Source organism: Pantoea sp. FN0305 (assembly GCF_050113845.1).
Classification (GTDB): Bacteria; Pseudomonadota; Gammaproteobacteria; order Enterobacterales; family Enterobacteriaceae; genus Mixta; species Mixta alhagi.
The window spans coordinates 182,704-201,206 of record NZ_JBNJSN010000003.1; the positions used below are offsets into that span (position 1 = coordinate 182,704).

Annotated in this window: 15 protein-coding genes and 1 riboswitch; of the genes, 7 read left to right on the forward strand and 8 right to left on the reverse strand. The window is 57.4% G+C overall.

The features are described 5' to 3' along the window. Positions 1-38: 38 nt before the first annotated feature. From kdpD to kdpF, 5 genes are all read right to left on the reverse strand, one after another. Positions 39-2,717, reverse strand: coding sequence for a two-component system sensor histidine kinase KdpD (gene kdpD, locus ACQE3Y_RS07880; RefSeq protein WP_426981329.1), 2,679 nt, complete (start codon positions 2,715-2,717; stop codon positions 39-41). Positions 2,718-2,795: 78 nt separating this feature from the next. Continuing rightward, positions 2,796-3,374: a potassium-transporting ATPase subunit KdpC gene (gene kdpC, locus ACQE3Y_RS07885; RefSeq protein ID WP_426973949.1), complete on the reverse strand. Its 579-nt coding sequence runs from the start codon at positions 3,372-3,374 to the stop codon at positions 2,796-2,798. Positions 3,375-3,384: 10 nt separating this feature from the next. Next, a complete protein-coding gene (gene kdpB / locus ACQE3Y_RS07890; RefSeq protein ID WP_426981331.1) occupies positions 3,385-5,433 on the reverse strand; it encodes a potassium-transporting ATPase subunit KdpB in 2,049 nt (682 codons plus the stop codon). Between the two features lie 15 nt (positions 5,434-5,448). Further along, on the reverse strand, positions 5,449-7,128 hold the full coding sequence (kdpA, locus tag ACQE3Y_RS07895) for a potassium-transporting ATPase subunit KdpA (RefSeq protein WP_426981333.1): 1,680 nt from the start codon (positions 7,126-7,128) through the stop codon (positions 5,449-5,451). Then, positions 7,128-7,217, reverse strand: a complete 90-nt coding sequence (gene kdpF, locus ACQE3Y_RS07900) for a K(+)-transporting ATPase subunit F (protein WP_426973946.1) — start codon at positions 7,215-7,217, stop codon at positions 7,128-7,130. Before kdpF ends, kdpA begins: the two co-directional genes overlap by 1 nt. A gap of 326 nt (positions 7,218-7,543) precedes the next feature. On the opposite strand from kdpF, the gene ACQE3Y_RS07905 reads away from it, so the two are divergent. The 5 genes from ACQE3Y_RS07905 to ACQE3Y_RS07925 all read left to right on the forward strand — a co-directional run bounded on the left by ACQE3Y_RS07905 (position 7,544) and on the right by ACQE3Y_RS07925 (position 13,012). After that, on the forward strand, positions 7,544-8,644 hold the full coding sequence (locus ACQE3Y_RS07905; protein ID WP_426981335.1) for an ABC transporter substrate-binding protein: 1,101 nt from the start codon (positions 7,544-7,546) through the stop codon (positions 8,642-8,644). Further along, a complete protein-coding gene (locus ACQE3Y_RS07910; protein ID WP_426981337.1) occupies positions 8,637-10,724 on the forward strand; it encodes a TonB-dependent siderophore receptor in 2,088 nt (695 codons plus the stop codon). Before ACQE3Y_RS07905 ends, ACQE3Y_RS07910 begins: the two co-directional genes overlap by 8 nt. 120 nt (positions 10,725-10,844) lie before the next feature. Then, positions 10,845-11,042, forward strand: coding sequence for a hypothetical protein (locus tag ACQE3Y_RS07915; RefSeq protein WP_426973943.1), 198 nt, complete (start codon positions 10,845-10,847; stop codon positions 11,040-11,042). Position 11,043: 1 nt separating this feature from the next. After that, on the forward strand, positions 11,044-11,808 hold the full coding sequence (locus tag ACQE3Y_RS07920) for a hypothetical protein (protein ID WP_250651422.1): 765 nt from the start codon (positions 11,044-11,046) through the stop codon (positions 11,806-11,808). A gap of 76 nt (positions 11,809-11,884) precedes the next feature. After that, positions 11,885-13,012, forward strand: a complete 1,128-nt coding sequence (locus ACQE3Y_RS07925) for a GNAT family N-acetyltransferase (protein ID WP_426981339.1) — start codon at positions 11,885-11,887, stop codon at positions 13,010-13,012. On the opposite strand, the gene ACQE3Y_RS07930 is transcribed toward ACQE3Y_RS07925, so the two are convergent. Further along, the gene (locus tag ACQE3Y_RS07930; protein ID WP_426981341.1) at positions 13,009-14,841 is read right to left on the reverse strand and encodes an ABC transporter ATP-binding protein; all 1,833 of its coding nucleotides are present in this window, start codon (positions 14,839-14,841) and stop codon (positions 13,009-13,011) included. The two genes, ACQE3Y_RS07925 and ACQE3Y_RS07930, sit on opposite strands and share 4 nt — an antisense overlap. A gap of 111 nt (positions 14,842-14,952) precedes the next feature. Between ACQE3Y_RS07930 and ACQE3Y_RS07935 the strand changes: the two genes are divergently transcribed. Further along, complete coding sequence (locus ACQE3Y_RS07935; RefSeq protein WP_426981343.1) at positions 14,953-15,564, forward strand: alpha/beta hydrolase; 612 nt, start codon at positions 14,953-14,955, stop codon at positions 15,562-15,564. A gap of 12 nt (positions 15,565-15,576) precedes the next feature. Here ACQE3Y_RS07935 and ACQE3Y_RS07940 read toward each other — a convergent pair whose 3' ends face one another. Both ACQE3Y_RS07940 and crcB read right to left on the reverse strand, forming a co-directional pair. Then, entirely contained in the window at positions 15,577-16,392 is an 816-nt protein-coding gene (locus tag ACQE3Y_RS07940) for a sugar phosphate isomerase/epimerase family protein (protein ID WP_426981345.1), read from the reverse strand. Between the two features lie 69 nt (positions 16,393-16,461). After that, on the reverse strand, positions 16,462-16,839 hold the full coding sequence (gene crcB, locus ACQE3Y_RS07945) for a fluoride efflux transporter CrcB (protein WP_426973938.1): 378 nt from the start codon (positions 16,837-16,839) through the stop codon (positions 16,462-16,464). A 101-nt stretch (positions 16,840-16,940) separates the two neighbouring features. After that, positions 16,941-17,015: riboswitch (Fluoride riboswitch) on the reverse strand. Positions 17,016-17,162: 147 nt separating this feature from the next. Between crcB and ACQE3Y_RS07950 the strand changes: the two genes are divergently transcribed. After that, the gene (locus tag ACQE3Y_RS07950; RefSeq protein WP_426973937.1) at positions 17,163-18,314 is read left to right on the forward strand and encodes a DUF1624 domain-containing protein; all 1,152 of its coding nucleotides are present in this window, start codon (positions 17,163-17,165) and stop codon (positions 18,312-18,314) included. Positions 18,315-18,503: the final 189 nt, after the last annotated feature.

Sequence of the window (18,503 nt, forward strand, 5' to 3'; positions counted from 1 at the left end):
GGCGGGATTTATAAGGATATCTCCAGGGCTTTATGACGTTATTGCAGCGCTTCATGTTCACTTTCCGGCAGCGGGGGCGGAATGGTCTGCGGCAGGTTGATCAAAAAACTCACGCCACCCTGCGCGCGTGCCCGGGCGCTGATTTCTCCCTGATGCATTTCAATAATTGCTTTACAGATGGCCAGACCCAGCCCAACTCCCGGTACGGCGGACTCCTTATCGCCACGCGTGAATTTATCGAAAATCTTCTCCTCCAGCCCGGCGGGAATGCCCGGCCCGCTATCCCACACCTCAATTTCCAGCCGTCCGCTCTGCTCGGCGGCGCGAATACCACGCGGCGTTTGCGGCCCGGCATATTTCACGCTGTTTTCCAGCAGATTGATAAATACCCGCTCCAGCAGCGTGCTGTCGCCATGCAGCCATACCAGCCGATCCGGCAGCGCCAGCTGCACGTTATCGTGCGGCAACAGGCTTGAGAGCTGGGTCAGGGCGCTGCCGACGATCTCTTCCAGCGACAGCCACTCCTGTTGCAGATTCAGCCCGCCCGACTGAATGCGCGCCATATCCAGCATATTGCTGACCAGCCGGATAGTGCTGAGGGTCTGTTCACGGATCTGACTGGCCTGCGGCGCAAATCTGGAATTTTCTCCGGCAAGATCAAGCATCAGCATCTCCGCCTGGCCAAACAGCACGGTAAGCGGCGTGCGCAGATCGTGCGACAGCGCCGACAGCAGCGCGTTTCTCAGCTGTTCCCGCTCGGCCGCCAGCCGCGAAGCCGCTTCGCTGCGCGCCAGAGCGACACGTTCCAGCGCATTGGCCAGCAGCACGCAGTAGGTTTCCAGTAGCCGCTGCTGTTCCGGGATCATTAGCTGACGCAGATTCTCCGGCTCAATCACCAGCAGCCCCCAGCTTTTTTCATGCGTTTTCAGCGCCAGCATTTGCCAGGGCATGGCGGGCAGCGTGTCGGTTCCTGCGCCAGCAGGCTGCCCTTTGCTGAAGCTCCAGCGGGCAATCGCCCCGTCGGGCGGCAGCGTCAGGCTGCTGTCGCCGACAATCTTCAACTCGCCGTTCTCATCCGGCAACAGCAGCGCGCTGCGCGCCTGCAGGGTAGCCAGCAGACTACGCTGCCCCGCTGCGGCGATATCCTCATAGCGCAACGCACTACTGAGCGAGCGAGCCATTTCGTACAGATAGCGCGCCCGCTGTTCACGATAGCGTGCCACGCGTGCCTGGTAGCGCACCCCGGCCGTGAGGTTGCCGACAATCACGCCCACCGCCAGCATCACCGCAAAGGTGACCAGATACTGTAAATCGGAAACCGCCACCGTCCCGGTAGGCGCAACAAAAAAGAGATCGAAGGCGAGAATATTCATCACCGTCGCCGCTACCGACGGCCAGCGTCCATAGCGTAAGGCGATAATCACCACGCCCAGCAGATAGATCATTACCCCGTTGGCGGTATCAAAACCGGTCAGCCAGTATTGTCCGACCAGGGTGATCAGCGCGCACAGCAGCAGCGCCGCCAGGGTACCGCGCAGTTGGGTGACCCACTTTTCACTAAACGTGCGTGTATCGTTGCGTGCCTCAGGCGCGTCGCGCGCCGCCTCTTCCAGCGCCACCACCACCAGATCCAGCTCCGGTCCTGACTGCCCCAAACGGTCGGCAAAGCTATCGCGTCGCCAGCGCCGCATGGGCCGTCGGCCAATAACGATTTTGCCAAGATTGTGCGCTCGTGCGTAACGCAGCACTGCCTGCGCTTCGTCGCTTTCCGCCAGCGTGGCGGTTTCTGCGCCCAGCTCCTGCGCCAGCCGCAGCGTGCGTAGAATAGCGCGCCGCCGCGCTTCAGGAAGCCGGTAAAGTCGGGGCGTTTCGACATAGACCGCATGCCAGACGCTGCCCAGACGCGACGCCAGCCGGGCAGCGGTACGCACCAGCTTCTCGCTACCGGTATGATCGCCGATGCAGAGCAGAATGGCATCACGGGTGTGCCACACCTTTTCCCGCCCCTGCACATCACGCCAGGCGCGCATCTGATCGTCAACCCGATCGGCAGTGCGCCGCAGCGCCAGTTCGCGCAGGGCAAACAGGTTTCCTTTGCGGAAAAAGTTCTCAATCGCCCGTTCCGCCCGATCGCCAACGTAAACCTTGCCCTCTTTCAGGCGCTGGCGCAGATCGTCCGGCGGCAGATCCACCAGCACCACCTCATCCGCCTTATCAAAAAAGGGATCGGGCACCGTCTCGCGGACCTGGATGCCGGTGATGCCGCCGACCACATCGTTCAGGCTTTCCAGATGCTGAACGTTTACCGTGGTCATGACATCAATGCCCGCCTCCAGCAGTTCATCAATGTCCTGCCAGCGCTTCGGATGGCGCGAGCCTGCCACGTTGCTGTGCGCCAGCTCATCCATCAGAATCACCGCCGGACGCCGCGCCAGCGCCGCATCCAGATCGAACTCCTCATAGCGCGAACGTCCGGTTGCCCGACGCGGCAGTAACGTCAGCCCTGCCAGCAGACGTGCGGTTTCCTCACGACCGTGGGTTTCCACAATCCCGACCAGCACATCCAGCCCCTGAGCACGCAGCCGTCGCGCCTCCTGCAGCATGGCAAAGGTTTTGCCAACGCCTGCGCAGGCGCCAAAGTAAATTTTGAGCTTGCCGCGATGGCTGCCGTGTAACAACAGCGCGTCAGGATCGGGGCGGGCTAACTCACCGTTCATCAGCATCCCTGAAAAGATAAAAAGAGAAGGTTAATTACCGCCAGCCTGTGCCGGAGCGGTAAAGAAAGCCAGGATCGGCTAGCGTGCGGGAGCCAGCGCATCCAGAGCCATATTTAGTTTCACCACATTCACCCCGGATTCGCCAGAGAATTTCAGCAACGGGCGTTCGGTATTGTCATCAATCAGCCGCTGCACGGTGCTGAGCGGCAGCTGACGCGCTGTCGCCACGCGCGTCGCCTGCCATCTGGCCGCCGCTGGTGAAATGTGCGGATCCAGCCCGCTGGCGGAAGCGGTGACTAAATCAACAGGCACTGACCGGCTGGCCTGTGGATTTGCGGCGCGCAGCATCGCCACCCGTTCGCGAACCGCCTGGTCCAGCGCTGGGTTATTTGCCGCCAGGTTACTGCCCGACGAAGCCGCGCCGTTATAGGGCGTTTCCGCCGTGGCCGATGGCCGTCCCCAAAAATAGTCGGGGCGGGTAAAGGCCTGGCCAATCAGCGCCGAGCCGCGCACGCGCTCTTCTGCCGACAGCAGCGAGCCGTTGGCCTGCAGCGGAAACAGCCGCTGCGCCAGCTGTGTGACGACCAGCGGGTAAATGCCCCCCGTTAACAGCGCCAGCAGAACGAACAGCGTCAGAGCGGGACGTAAAATAGACATATTTTTCTCCTCAGGCCCAGCCCAGCAGGGTGAGCGCCATATCAATCAGCTTAATCCCGGCGAAAGGCACCAGCAGACCGCCCACGCCATACAGCCACAGGTTGCGACGCAATAACGCCGCCGCGCTTAGTGGTCGATAGCTAACGCCCCTCAGCGCCAGCGGGATCAGAAACACAATCACCAGCGCATTGAAAATCACCGCCGACAGAATGGCGGAGTTGGGTGAGTGAAGATGCATCACATTAAGCTGGTTGAGCTGCGGATAAGTTGCGGCGAAAGCGGCCGGAATGATGGCGAAATATTTTGCTACGTCATTGGCAATACTAAACGTGGTCAGCGAACCGCGCGTCATCAGCATCTGCTTGCCGATATGCACTACCTCCAGCAGCTTGGTAGGGTTAGAGTCGAGATCGACCATATTGCCCGCCTCTTTTGCCGCCTGAGTGCCAGAGTTCATTGCCACCGCCACGTCCGCCTGCGCCAGCGCTGGCGCATCATTGGTGCCGTCGCCGGTCATCGCTACCAGACGCCCTTCCGCCTGATACTGACGAATCAGCGCCAGCTTGGCTTCCGGCGTCGCTTCCGACAGGAAATCATCCACGCCCGCTTCTGCGGCAATCGCCGCCGCCGTCAGCGGGTTATCTCCGGTGATCATCACGGTTTTAATGCCCATTTTGCGCAGTTCGGCAAAGCGCTCGCGGATACCGCCTTTAACGATATCCTTCAGCGCCACCACGCCCATGACCCGCTCGTTGTCCGCTACCACCAGCGGTGTGCCGCCGGTACGGGCGACCTCTTCAACCAGCGCCTCGACCTGCGACGGGAAGAGACCATGATTGGCGGCGATATGTTTGCGCACCGCATCCACTGCGCCCTTGCGAATGCTACGTCCCTGCACGTTAACGCCGCTCATGCGCGTTTGCGCCGAGAACGGAATAAAAGTGGCGTCCATGTTTTGCAGATCGCGCTCGCGCAGATTAAATTTCTGCTTCGCCAGCACCACAATGCTGCGCCCTTCCGGCGTTTCATCCGCCAGCGAAGCCAGCTGCGCTGCATCCGCCAGTTGCTGTTCGCTGACGCCCGGCGCAGGCATAAAATGCGTCGCCTGACGATTACCCAACGTAATGGTGCCGGTTTTATCCAGCAGCAGCACATCCACATCGCCTGCCGCCTCTACCGCACGCCCGCTGGTGGCAATCACGTTAGCGCCCAGCATGCGGCTCATGCCCGCCACGCCAATCGCGGAGAGCAGGCCGCCGATGGTGGTCGGGATCAGGCATACCAACAGCGCCACCAGCACCGTAACGCTGACGGCATGACCGCCCCACGCAGAGAACGGCCACAGCGTGACGGTTGCCAGCAAGAACACAATGGTCAGCGAGATCAGCAGAATGCTTAAGGCAATTTCATTTGGCGTTTTCCGCCGTTTCGCCCCTTCCACCATCGCAATCATGCGATCAAGAAACGTTTCTCCTGGATTCACGCTGCACTGGATCACCAGCCAGTCAGAAAGAATACGCGTGCCGCCGGTGACCGAAGCGAAATCGCCGCCCGACTCGCGAATTACCGGAGCGGACTCGCCGGTGATCGCGCTCTCATCCACCGAGGCGCCGCCCTCCACCACTTCGCCGTCGCACGGCAGGATATCGCCCGCCTCCACCAGCACCCAATCACCCTTGCGCAGGGTTTCTGCCGCGACCTGCCGCCAGGGTTCATCGTGGCGTGGCGTCCTGAGCTTTTTGGCAAAGCTGGTTTTTTTTACGCCTTTAAGGCTGCTGGCCTGTGCCTTACTACGCCCTTCCGCCAGCGCTTCGGCAAAGTTAGCGAACAGCACGGTAAACCACAGCCACAGCGCAATCGCGCCGGTAAAGCTTGCCTCACCGGCCAGCAGCCTTGCCGCCATCGCCGCCGCCAGCAGGGTGGTCAGCAGGCTGCCAAGATAAACCAGAAACATCACCGGATTACGAAACTGCACGCGCGGATGCAGTTTTTTGCACGCGTCGACGATAGCGACGCGCATTAGCGCCGCATCAAACAGCGCCTGTTGTTGACGACTCATCAGCTTCTCCGCCCGTTAACGCAAAACAGGATGTAAATGCTCTGCCACCGGCCCTAACGCCAGCGCAGGAATAAAGGTCAGCGCCCCCACCAGCAGCACGGTGCCCGTCAGCAGGCAGACAAACAACGGGCCGTGGGTTGGCAGTGTGCCGCTGCTGACCGGCTGGATCTTTTTCGCCGCCAGCGAACCGGCAATCGCCATCACCGGAATGATGATGCCGAAGCGGCCCACCAGCATGCAGAACGCCAGCAACAGGTTCCAGAACGGGGTGTTGGCGCTGAGGCCGGCAAAGGCGCTGCCGTTGTTGTTGGCCGCCGACGAGACGGCGTACAACACTTCGCTAAAGCCGTGGGTGCCGGGGTTCGCCATGCCTGCGCGTCCAGCTTCGCTCATCATCGCCAGCGCGGTGCCGAGCAGCACCAGCGTCGGCGTGACCAGAATTGCCAGCGCGGTCAGTTTCATTTCACGGACGTCGATCTTTTTACCGAGGTACTCCGGGGTGCGGCCTATCATCAGGCCAGCGATAAACACCGCCAACACCACGAACAACAGCATGCCGTACAGCCCTGCGCCGACGCCGCCGAACACCACTTCGCCCAGTTGCATCAGCCACATCGGGATCATGCCGCCCAGCGCGGTAAAGGAGTCATGCATGGCGTTTACTGCGCCGCATGAGGCGGCGGTGGTGATCACTGCAAACAGGCTGGAATTAAGAATGCCGAAGCGTGTCTCTTTGCCTTCCATATTGATGGCGCTGTCTGCGCCCAGCGTCAGAAAGTGCGGATTGCCGCGCAGCTCAGCCCACATCACCACCGCAACCGCTGTGATAAACATCAGGCTCATGCTCCAGAGCAGCGCATGACCCTGTCGGCGATCGCCTGCCACTTCGCCAAAGGTGAAGCAGAGCGCGGCCGGGATCAGAAAGATCGCCAGCATTTCAATCAGGTTGCTGATCGCGGTGGGGTTTTCAAACGGATGAGCCGAGTTAACGTTAAAGAAGCCGCCGCCGTTGGTGCCGAGCATTTTAATCGCTTCCTGTGAGGCGACTGGCCCAAGCGCCAGCGTCTGTTTTGCGCCTTCCAGGGTTTGTAAGTCCACGCTGGCGTTCCATGTTTGCACCACGCCCTGGCTCACCAGCAGCAGCGCGATAATCAGGCTCAACGGCAGCAGTACAAACAGCGTAATGCGTGTCAAATCACGCCAGGCATTGCCCAGCGTAGTCAGGGATTTACTGGTGAAACCACGTATCAGAGCAAACGCCACGGCAATACCGGTAGCCGCTGACAGGAAGTTTTGTACCGTCAGGCCGACCATCTGGCTAAGGATGCTCATAGTGGTTTCACCGCCATAGGATTGCCAGTTGGTATTAGTGACAAAACTCACGGCAGTGTTCAACGCCAGGTGCCAGCTCAGATTGGGCAACTGCTGCGGATTAAGCGGCAGCGCCTGCTGGGTCAGCAAAATAACCAACAGCAATACCAGCCCTGCGGCGTTAAACAGCAATATCGCTAGCAGATAATGCAGCCAGCCCATGCCTTTTTTACCGATACCGCAAAGCCACCCTATTCTGTTTTCCAGCGCTGGCAGCACCGGCCTGTCACGCACCATACCCGCTATCACCTTGCCCAGCGGATTTGCCAGCAGCATCAAAATTGCCAGATAGCTGGCTAACAGTAAAAATGCGGAAGCTATCATTAAAACGCCTCCGCATTCACCAGGGCATAAACCAGATACCCCAGCAGTAAAAACAGCAGCACAATACCAGCCACAATTTCTGTACTCACAGCCACCTCCACGGCGCATTTCAGTTAGCCGCAAGGATAAAAAAGTGCGTATAAAATTGGCGTTAAATTACCGGGCCGGGGTGTAAAAAAAGTATAAAAATGGAGGGAGGGCTGATTGTAAAAACATCAATCTCTATTGCTCAGCTATAAAGCAGCGGCCCGCTTCGGCGGATTCGGCAAACGATCTTCCCGGCGTTATTCTTTCCGGCTTACGCCTTGTGGTTAAGACTGGCTGACAGGCAATACACAGACCACCGCAGCGGCAGTTGTTGAGATAGTAACTGATTTTTATTATCATTTGGTTTTCCATCTCTCTAGCCTGACCCATGCGCAAACTTCTTTTTCTGCTGTTACTGCTCAGCCACTCTCTTCTTGCGCGGCAAATCATTGATATTACTGGCACAACCGTTACCGTTCCCGATCGGCCTCAGCGCATTTTTCTGGGGGAAAGCCGGATGCTCTATACGCTCGCCCTGCTGCAACCCGGCTATCCGGCGGCACATATCGCGGGCTGGCCTGGCGATCTGGCAAAATATGATGCGCAAAGCTGGCAGCAGTATCTGCAACGCTTTCCCCAAATGGCGCAGATCCCTCAGTTGGGAACAGGCAGCGTTCGCGAACTGAACGCTGAACGGGTTTTACAACTGCATCCCGATCTGGTGATCCTGCCACGGCTGGCGAAAACCGGCGGCGAAGAGGCGCGTTTTCGCCAGGTTATGCAGCAGGCGGGCGTGCCGGTTATTACCGTGGATTTACGTGTCGACTTGCTGCATAACACGCTTCCCAGTATCAAAATTCTGGGCGACGTGCTGAACCAGCCGCAGCGCGCGCAGGCGTTTAGTGCGTTTTATCAATCCCATATGCAACGCATTCAGCAGCGCCTGGCGAACCGACAAGGCCCACGCACCACGGTAATGTTGCATCTGCATCTGGGACGCCGCGATACCTGCTGCACCACAGCGGTTAAGGGTAACCTCGGCCAGCTGGTGAGCTTTGCAGGCGGTGAAAATATCGCGGCCGGTACGGTAAAAGGGGTATTCGGTGAGCTAAATCCAGAGCAGGTGCTTGCCGCCCAGCCGCAAGTCTATATCGCCACCGGAATGGCCCGCGCCGACAGCGATGCCAAAACCGTTGCGCTGGGGCCGCAGGTTAATGCGCAGCAGGCCAGACAAAGCTTCCAACAGGTAATGGCTGCCCAGCCGCTGATCGGACAGCTGGCGGCGGTGCGCAACGGACGTGCGGGTGCACTGTGGCACAACTTCTATCTCAGCCCATATCACGTCGTTGCTACCGAATGGATCGCTAAAATGCTCTATCCGCAGCTGTTTGCCGATGTCGATCCGCAGCAAACCATGCAACAACTTTACCAGCAGTTTTTACCGCTGGATTTTTCAGGGACCTTCTGGAGTCAATTATCAAATGAATAAAATCGCCCCGTGCCTGCTGGCCAGCCTGCTGCTGCCGCCAGCGTTGCAGGCCGAGGAAAATACGTTGGTTGTCACGCAGGAAACCGCTGATGACACGGACTATCAGCCACACAGCAGTGTGACTGCCACGCGCTCGCCAATGAAAATCATTGATACGCCGCAGAATGTGACGGTGGTGCCGCAGCAGTTTCTCGACGATCGCGATGCGCAGGATGTAGATGAGGCGCTGAGCTATGTCAGTGGTATTACTCAGTCCAACACGCTGGGCGGCACGCAGGATGCCATTATTAAACGCGGCTTTGGCGATAACCGTGACGGCTCCATTCTGCGCGATGGCGTGCGTTCGGTTCAGGCACGCAACTTTACGCCCACCAGCGAGCGCGTAGAGGTGCTAAAAGGGCCCTCCTCTATGCTGTACGGCATGAACGAGCCGGGCGGCCTGATTAATGTCATCAGTAAAAAGCCGCAGCTGACGCCGCAGGTGCATCTGGAAGGACGCAGCAGCAGCTTTGGCGGCGGCGGCGGTCAGCTGGATGTCACCGGCCCGCTTGGCACCACAGGCTTTGCCGGACGCATGATTATCGATCATAGTGAAACCGACTACTGGCGCAACTTTGGCCGCAACCGTCAAACGGTGATTGCGCCCTCGCTGATGTGGTACGGCGAAAATACCACCGTACGCGTCTCCTGGGAGCATATGGAGTATCTGACGCCGTTCGATCGCGGCACGGTAATTGACTCCCGCACCGGCAAGCCGGTGGATACCCCGCGTGAGCGCCGATTCGATGAAGGCTACAACGCCACGCGTGGCGATCAGGACACGCTCAGTTTCCAGCTTGACCAGACGCTGAACGATCGCTGGCGTTCACAGTTAACCTATAGCTTTAGCCGCAACCGCTACAGCGATAACCAGGCGCGCGCCACCGCCTTTGATGCAGAAACCGGCATTCTGACGCGTCAGGCGGACGCCACTGCCGCCGCAGAAAGTCGTTCGCAGATGGTGCAACTGACGTTTAACGGCGACGTTGACTGGGGCCAGGTCAATCATCAGTTGATGTTCGGCTTTGATTACGAAGCGGATCGCACCTTCCGTGGCGATATGATCCGCGGCACAAAAGATAGCTCGTTTAATGTTTACGATCCGGTTTATGGCGTTCTGCCTGCCTCAACAACAGTCAGCGCTAAAGACAGCGACCAGCGGGAAAACGTCGATAGCCGCGGCTGGTTTATGCAGGATGCGATGCGCCTGAATGAGCACTGGCTGCTGCTGGGCGGGCTGCGCTATGACAGCTTCGACGTGATGTCGGGCAAAGGCCGCCCGTTTGTCACCAATACCGACGCTTCCGATAGCCGTCTGGTGCCGCGCGCCGGGGTGGTTTACAACATCAATAGCTGGTCGAGCCTGTATGCCAGCTATACCGAATCCTTTAAGCCGAATACCTCTATCTCCACTCAAATCGGCGCGCTGCCGCCGGAGCTGGGCAAAGCGTATGAAGTGGGCGCGAAGATCGATCTTGCGGGTCGGGTAACCGGTACGCTGGCATTGTTCGATATTCACAAGCGCAACGTAATGGTCAGCGAACTGGTGGATGGCGAAACCGTTACCCGCACGGCAGGTAAGGTGCGTTCACAGGGTGTGGAGCTGGATGTCGCGGGCAAGTTGACCAACAGCCTGAGCCTGGTCGGCAGCTATGCCTGGACCGACGCGCGCGTCACGTCCGATCCGGATAATAACGGCAACGAACTCGCTAACGTCGCGCGCAATACCGCCGCACTGTTTCTCACCAACGATTTCGGTTCCACCGGACTGCTGCCGGCAGACGACCTGCGTGCCGGGATTGGCGCACGTTACACAGGACGTCGTGCCGGTGATGCCGCCAACAGTTTTTATCTGGATGATTACATCGTCGCCGATGCCTTTGTTGCATGGAGTACGCCAGTGGATAGTTATCGGGTGAAATGGCAGGTCAACGTGAAAAACCTGTTCGATACCACCTGGTACCCTTCCAGCGGCAATAACCTGCGCGTGGCGGTAGGCGACCCCCGTGAAATTGTGCTCAAGGCCAGCGTTGATTTCTGATCTCTGTTAGCGGGCGCCGCGTTGCGCCCGTTTTTTTGCCGTTTCGCTGTCTGATTCAGACAGATCCCGCCCCAAAGCCGCTATCCCTTCCTACACTTATGGACAAAAAGGAGGAAAGAGATGTTAAAGCTGATGCGTTCATTGTTCACCAGTCCGGAAAAACTACTGCAGGTCATGTCCCAGGATGATGTCCAGGATTCGATTGACGATGGTGATCGTATTGTTATCGATGAAAATGGCAGCGCGATGGTCAATATTCACAGCAAGGAGGTGCAGAAAGATTTTGCCCGCCACGTCGAAGCATTAAAGAGGGCATAACATGGGAACGGCAATATTTATGGTGCTGATGGTTTGTGGCTACTGGTACAGCAGTCGCGATCTCTCTACGCGCTTCAAATTTAAACGTACGTTTGGCTGGGACGTCTATTTCCTGGTCGCACTTTATGGCTGTATTTTTGTTATCCAGGGCGTGATTGCCACCGCGATTATCTGGCTGCTGTTGCTGGTCACCTCTGCGGTGATGAATAAACTGCCGCAATATTTCGGCAGCGGGCATCATCATTACCATATCGAATTTATGAACTGGAGCTTTCTTGGCATTCAGGCGCCGGTGGTGATTATGCTGACCTTTGCCGTGCTGTTTTGTCTCTATCGCTCTAACTGGGCGGGCAGCGCGCGGCTTGATGGACGTGGCCGTCGCGAACTCTATAATTCGCTTACCCGTACCAATGGCGTGGAACATCTGCTTTATCAGTGTATGGAAGGAGGCGAACTGGCGTGGATCACGCTGACCTCCCACCGTATCTATATCGGCATGATCATGTCCTCTTCCTTCGACAGTTCTGATGCCAACAACGTGGTAGTGATCCCGATGCTGAGTGGCTACCGTGACAGTAAAACGCTTGATTTGGTGGTGGAGCACAACTACAGCGCCTGGTATGCCAAACACGATATTGACCTGACCTCAGAGCCGCAGTCGGCGCTCGATTTTCGTAAGGTTATCCTGCTTGACCAGATCGAAAGCCTGTCGCTGTTCGATCCCGCCAGCGCGCTGGCGCTGAATATGCGTGAAGACAGTGATTAAGCCAAATATGCTAAGGTGAAGTTTCACTCTCGGGCAACCGGTTTATGGTTCGCCCGCCATCTGTCGGAGCCTGTTGATGTCGTTCTCCTTTCTCACTTCGCTCGCCGCCGTTTCTGCCGCCGACTGGGATGCGCTACTGCCTGATAACAATCCGTTTTTACGTTACGCTTTTTTGTGTTCGCTGGAAGAGAGCGGCAGCGTTGGCGCAGAAAGCGGTTGGCAACCCGCACACTGGGTCGCCCTGGAACAGGGACAGCTGCGTGCGGCGCTACCAGGCTATCAGAAAAGTCATTCCTGGGGTGAATATGTGTTTGATCACAGTTGGGCAGACGCCTGTTATCGCGCCAACATTCCCTATTATCCGAAATGGCTGGGCGCTATTCCGTTTAGTCCGGTCAGCGGGCCGCGTCTGCTGGGCGATGCCACATCGCTGACGGCGCTGCTGGAAGCCTTGCCTGAGGCGCTTGCCCGCCAGGGGTTCTCTGGCGCCCACATTAACTTTACCGATCCACGCAGTGATGTGCTGTTGACTGCGCAACCCGGCTGGCTGTCGCGCCTTGGCTGCCAGTATCACTGGCATAATCCCGGCTATCGCGATTTTCAGGATTTTCTCGATACCTTGATGTCGCGCAAGCGTAAGCAGATCCGTAAAGAGCGTGAACAGGTTGCCGCTAATGGCATTAGCTTTCACTGGCTCAGCGGCGGTGAGCTAAGCGAAGCCCAATGGGATTTTGTTTATACCTGTTATGCCAATACCTACGCAGTACGCGGACAGCAGCCTTATCTGACGCGTGACTTTTTCAGCCTGCTGGCGGAGCGTATGCCCGGCGCGATCCAGGTGGTTTTTGCCCAACGCGGGACGCAGCCGGTGGCGATGGCGTTTAGCCTGATCGGCGACGATACCCTGTATGGCCGTTACTGGGGCTGCCTGGCGGAATTTGACCGCCTGCATTTCGAGACCTGCTTCTGGCAGGGAATGGATTATGCCATTGCCCACGGCCTGCGCCATTTCGATGCGGGCGCACAGGGAGAACATAAACTGGTGCGCGGTTTTGAACCTACGCTTACCCGCTCATGGCACTGGCTACGCCATGAGGGATTACGCGCAGCGGTTGGCGATTTTTTACAGCAGGAGCAGGCGGGCGTACTGGCCTGGGCGGAGGAAGCGCGTGATGCGCTGCCCTACCGCCGTGGACAGGCTTAATGATCGCCGACAAAGTTGCCGGTTTGATGACGCCACAAACGGGCATACAGCCCGTTATGCGCCAGCAACTGCTGGTGATTACCCATCTCGATAATTTTGCCCTGTTGCAGCACCACCAGCCGATCGAGTCTGGCGATTGTCGAGAGACGGTGGGCAATGGCGATCACCGTCTTGCCCTCCATCAGGGTATCCAGACTCTCCTGAATCGCCGCCTCTACCTCTGAATCGAGCGCGGAAGTGGCCTCATCCATGATCAAAATTGGCGCATCTTTTAACAGCACGCGCGCGATAGCGATACGCTGGCGCTGACCACCGGAAAGCTTCACGCCGCGCTCGCCCAGATGCGCATCCAGCCCGGTACGCCCTTGGTTGTCGGAAAGCAGCGGAATGAATTCATCGGCGCGCGCCCGACGGATCGCCGTCCACAGCTCCTCTTCGGTAGCGTCCGGACGACCATACAGCAGGTTATCGCGAATGGATCGATGCAGCAGCGAGGTATCCTGGGTGATCATGCCAATCTGTGCCCGCAGGCTGGTTTGGGTGACTTTTGTAATATTTTGACCATCAATGCTGATGCTGCCGCCTTCCAGGTCATACAGCCGCAGCAGCAGATTAACCAGCGTCGATTTTCCCGCGCCCGATGGTCCAATCAGCCCGATCTTTTCGCCGGGCTGAATATCCAGGTTGAGGTTATTGATTACCCGCCGACCGCCGCCATAGTCAAAATGGACATTTTCAAAACGGATCCCGCCCTGCGTTACGCGTAGCGGTTTAGCATCCGGCTCGTCGGTGACGCTTAGCGGCTGCGCAATGGTGGTCAGGCCATCCTGAACCGTACCGATATTGTCAAAAATGCCGTTGACCACCCACATAATCCAGCCGGACATATTCACAATACGGATCACCAGCCCGGTTACCAGCGCAATCGCGCCGACGGTGATCAGCGACTCGCTCCACAGCCACAGCGCCAGCCCGCAGGTGGAACCGATCAGTAAGCCATTCAGCGTAGAGAGCGTTATATCCATGCTGGTCAGCATCCGGCTGGCCTGCTGCGTTTTCTGCGTTTGCTCGCCTATCGCCTCCTGCGCGTAGCGCTGCTCCAGATCGGTATGAGCAAACAGCTTTAACGTGGTGATGTTGGTATAGCCATCAACAATGCAACCCATCAGCTTTGAACGCGCCTCAGAAGAGATCACCGATCGCGCTTTGATACGCGGCACAAAATAGCGCAGCGTGCTGGCATAAGCGAAAATCCAGGCGATCAGCGGCAGCATCAGCCGCCAGTCCGCTTCGGCAAACAGCACCAGCGAGGTGATGGCGTAAATAGAAACGTGCCACATAGCGTCAACGGTCTGGACTGCCGAATCACGCAGCGCATTACCGGTCTGCATAATGCGCTGGGCGATTCGCCCGGAAAAATCGTTCTGGAAGAATTTCAGGCTTTGACGCAGCACGTAGCTGTGGTTCTGCCACAGGATCAGGCTGCCCAGGCTGGGGCCAATGCTTTGATGGATGAGCAGATCGTGCAAACCGATAAACAGCGGACGCAAAATCATCGCTACCGCCGCCATCCACAGCAGCGTTCCCCAGTTTTCCTGAAAGAAGATGGCAGGCGTTGAGGCGTTGACCATATCGATCAGCTGACTTAAATAACGGTAGAGCGCGACTTCAATCAGCGCAACAATCAGGCCGACCGCCAGCAGCGCGGCAAAGCTGCGCCAAACCTGACGCAGAAAATAACTGTAAAAGGCTCCAACGCTATCCGGCGGTGCTTCGCCGGGTGCATCCTGAAAGATATTGATATAACGTTCGAAACGGCGAAATAGCATAAATGTGCTCATTTTTTGCCCTACGAATCACTGATCTTAGTGCAAATAGCCGCAATGGTTTAACTTCGAAATGTAAAAGCGCAGGACAAAACTTTCCACGCGGAGGCGAAGATGACAAAAAAACTGGTGATTTTTCTACACGGCGTTGGCAGCAACGGTGACGATCTGGCCGGGCTGGGCCCGCACTGGGCGCCGCTGCTGCCTGCCACCGCTTTTGCCGCGCCCGATGCGCCCTTTCGCTTCGATCATGGTCCCGGCTTTCAGTGGTTCAGCCTGGACGGCGTAACCGCGCAAAACCGAGGGGAACGGGTAAGAGAAGCCCGCGCCGCCTTTGATAAGACGCTGCATGGTTTGCTGAGCGCGCATCAGATTACACAACCGGAAAAGGTACTGCTGGTGGGCTTTTCGCAGGGGTCGATTATGGCGCTGGATGCGCTGGCGTCCGGGCGCTGGCCGTTAGCGGGCGTGGTGGCTTTTTCCGGTCGTCTGGCTACGCCCGACCCGCTGATGCCGGTACGTAACGCGCCGGTACTGCTGGTGCACGGCAGAGCCGATCCGGTGATCCCGTGGGAGGAGACGGAATCTGCCGCGCTGCGCCTGAAGGCAACGGGCATGTCGGTAGAAACCCTGTTTGAAAGCGGCGTCGGCCATACCATTTCCGGCTCCGGCGCACAGCGAGCGGTTAATTTTATTGCCCGCTGCTTTAAAGGCAGCGAGCACTAATCATTACAGGCGTTAAGGCCAGCACCGGCGCAGGGCGGCAAACGCCTGCGCAGCAGCAACCTGCGGCGGTTGCTGCTTCAGCCGATCGTTAAACACCTCAATTCCGACCGGGCCGCGATAGCCTTTACGCTGCAGCGCAGCGACAAAATCCGCTACCGGCAAAATGCCATCACCGGGCAGCAGACGATGATGACGCGCGCTATCGATCAGCTGCGACATATCGTCTGGCGTGACCGCCTCAGCCATATCGCACAACTGTACTTCGTAAATCCGCTGCGGCGGAATGTCTTCCAGCACGCTGGCATCATCGTCACGCGCGGCGATATGGAACAGATCCACCACCAGCCCGACGTTGGGCAAATCGAGCCGTTTCAGCCGTTGCCAGGCCGTCCCCAGCTGGTTATCCACCGTGCTCCAGGCCATCGGCTCATACATGATGCGCAAATCATGCCGCGCCGCCTCGGCGGAGAGCCAGCACAAATCTTCATCAATCAACTCAGCCTGGCAATCCTCGCGTGTGCAGGCAGGTGCCTGAACCGTGCGGCAACCTATTGCCTGCGCCAGCTGAAAAAACTGCTGCGCCTGCTGTCGCTTCTCTTCACGCAGTGCCAGCGGTGCGCCAGCGAAATCGCGCAACACCTGACAGTTGGTGAACCCCAGATTAAGCCGCTGCGCCTGCGCCCGGATGGCCTTTGCACCGCCTTCTGCCGCCTGCACATTTTCCTGCCAGATCTCCACCTCATCGAAACCAGCCTGCTTCGCGGCGTGCAGCAGCGTAAGCGGTTCGCCTTCCAGCAGTACCAGATTAAGAAATACAGGGTTAGTCATTCATCCTCCTTGTTCACCGGGAAAACCGGCGCGTAAATTGCGCCGCCCGGTTTAACTGTAGAAGGTTATCTAGCCCAGCAGGGTAACCAGGGTGAAACCGGCAAAGGTCATTAGCAACGAGCCAACAACATGAACCAGCACGTGACCCATTGCCCAGATATATTTGCCGCTTTGCATCAGCAACATGATTTCTGTGGAGAAGGTGGAAAAGGTGGTCAGCCCGCCACACAGTCCGGTGACAATCAGCAATTTCCACTCTGGAGAAAGGTGCGGATTCTTCATAAACCAGGCGGTGGCAATACCGATGATCAGGCCGCCCAGCAGATTAACCAGCAGCGTACCCGGCGGTAAATTTGGAAACAGCGCATTAAAGCGCAACGAAATTAGCCAACGCAGCGTACAGCCTGCGGCGCCCCCGAGCATAACTGCCAGCATAGATTTCAACATTGTCGTTAAGGCTCAATAATGGTTTTAATTCAACGAGATATGACGCAGCAAGAAGGCAGAGCGCTATCCTGACATGCGTCACACCTTCCCGGTGAGAAAGTGTGGTGTCAGGCGTCATCAGCGCTCAAAGGAAGAGTAGCGGTTGGGTAAGGTGGAACGCCATCACCCCGGGCAGTTATTTTAGCCACAGCCTGAGCGGCCTGGCAATGAAAACACTCTGGCATTCTGCCTACAGTGAACGATGATGCAGCTGCTCACGCCCTTGAGTCACAACCTTTTGTTATGATATAACGTTTCGCTCTTTATACTACCAGGAAAAGGATATGTCCGATAAGCTTGTTCAACGGCTGCAGGCTATTGATGCGCTGCGTGGCCTGGTGATCCTGTTAATGCTGCTGGATCACGTGCGTGAAACCTTCTATCTGCATAAACAACTTGCCGATCCGATCGATGTCGCTAACACCGATCCGGCGTTGTTTATCAGCCGTACTCTGGCGCATCTGTGCGCGCCGGTTTTTGTATTTTTAACTGGTCTCTCCGCCGCGCTTTATCAGCAAAAAAAGCAAAGCCGTAAGGCCGTGTCGCTGTTCCTGCTGAAGCGCGGTCTAGTGCTGGTGGCACTGGAGCTAACGCTGGTTAACTTCGCCTGGACCTTTAGCTTCCCGCCGGAAGTGCTCTATTTACAGGTGATTTGGGCGATTGGCCTGAGTATGCTGGCGCTTGGCGGGCTGCTGTGGCTGCCGCTGTGGGCTATTGTCACCATCGGAATTGTGCTGGTGGCGGGACATAATCTGCTTGACCATATTCATGCTGCACCCGGTACGTTCTGGCACCTGCCGTGGGCGATCCTGCACGATCGCGGCTGGATTGAATTAGGCGATTCGCTGCGGATGCGTACATCCTATCCGGTGCTGCCGTGGATTGGCGTCATTGCGCTGGGCTACTGTGCGGGCCAGCTCTGGCAACCGGCCTGCAACCGCGCAACGCGCGGCAAAATATTGCTGACCAGCGCCGCCAGCCTGCTGGGGCTGTTCGTGCTGCTACGTTTGCTTAACGGCTATGGTGAAAAGCCGTGGCAGGCGGGCAATACGCTGGGCGAAAGCGCAATGGCGTTTTTTAATATCACCAAATATCCACCCTCCCTGCTGTTTATCTGCCTGACGCTGGCAGTTGGCCTGACGCTGCTGGCGCTGTTTGAACGTATCGAAGAGCGCAGTCGTACTATTGCCTGGCTGGCGGTATTTGGCAGCGCGCCAATGTTTTTCTATTTGCTGCATCTTTACGTTCTGAAAGGTATGTATCTGGTCGCTGAAGCAAGCTGGGGGAAAAATCAGGGTGACTGGTTCGGCTTCGATGCCGTCTGGCAGCTGTGGTTCTGTATGCTGCTGCTGGCGCTGCTGCTGTGGTGGCCGGTACGCGCCTTTGCCCGACTAAAGCAACAAAGGCGTGATATCCGCTGGCTGAAGTATTTCTGATCGGTAAGTGATGGCTATACTGACCCGCCTTTAACCGGGCGGGTCATACTGGCGATAACTTATTCCTTGCCCGCTAACTTTTAACACCTCAATGCAATAAGCGATTTAGCAAAATAAATTGATGAAATAAGTATCATCAACATTTTTGCAAATTACACTCTTTACTCATCAATGATGAGCTGATGTTAA

Bases quoted from the DNA above. Each gene is read 5' to 3' on its own strand.
- ACQE3Y_RS07905 (WP_426981335.1), top strand. From the start codon at position 7,544: ATGCGCAAACTTCTTTTTCTGCTGTTACTGCTCAGCCACTCTCTTCTT.
- ACQE3Y_RS07935 (WP_426981343.1), top strand. From the start codon at position 14,953: ATGACAAAAAAACTGGTGATTTTTCTACACGGCGTTGGCAGCAACGGT.
- ACQE3Y_RS07930 (WP_426981341.1), bottom strand. From the start codon at position 14,841: ATGCTATTTCGCCGTTTCGAACGTTATATCAATATCTTTCAGGATGCA.
- kdpA (WP_426981333.1), bottom strand. From the start codon at position 7,128: ATGATAGCTTCCGCATTTTTACTGTTAGCCAGCTATCTGGCAATTTTG.
- ACQE3Y_RS07920 (WP_250651422.1), top strand. From the start codon at position 11,044: ATGGGAACGGCAATATTTATGGTGCTGATGGTTTGTGGCTACTGGTAC.
- kdpC (WP_426973949.1), bottom strand. From the start codon at position 3,374: ATGTCTATTTTACGTCCCGCTCTGACGCTGTTCGTTCTGCTGGCGCTG.
- kdpD (WP_426981329.1), bottom strand. From the start codon at position 2,717: ATGAACGGTGAGTTAGCCCGCCCCGATCCTGACGCGCTGTTGTTACAC.
- kdpB (WP_426981331.1), bottom strand. From the start codon at position 5,433: ATGAGTCGTCAACAACAGGCGCTGTTTGATGCGGCGCTAATGCGCGTC.
- ACQE3Y_RS07940 (WP_426981345.1), bottom strand. From the start codon at position 16,392: ATGACTAACCCTGTATTTCTTAATCTGGTACTGCTGGAAGGCGAACCG.
- ACQE3Y_RS07910 (WP_426981337.1), top strand. From the start codon at position 8,637: ATGAATAAAATCGCCCCGTGCCTGCTGGCCAGCCTGCTGCTGCCGCCA.
- ACQE3Y_RS07950 (WP_426973937.1), top strand. From the start codon at position 17,163: ATGTCCGATAAGCTTGTTCAACGGCTGCAGGCTATTGATGCGCTGCGT.
- crcB (WP_426973938.1), bottom strand. From the start codon at position 16,839: ATGTTGAAATCTATGCTGGCAGTTATGCTCGGGGGCGCCGCAGGCTGT.
- ACQE3Y_RS07915 (WP_426973943.1), top strand. From the start codon at position 10,845: ATGTTAAAGCTGATGCGTTCATTGTTCACCAGTCCGGAAAAACTACTG.
- ACQE3Y_RS07925 (WP_426981339.1), top strand. From the start codon at position 11,885: ATGTCGTTCTCCTTTCTCACTTCGCTCGCCGCCGTTTCTGCCGCCGAC.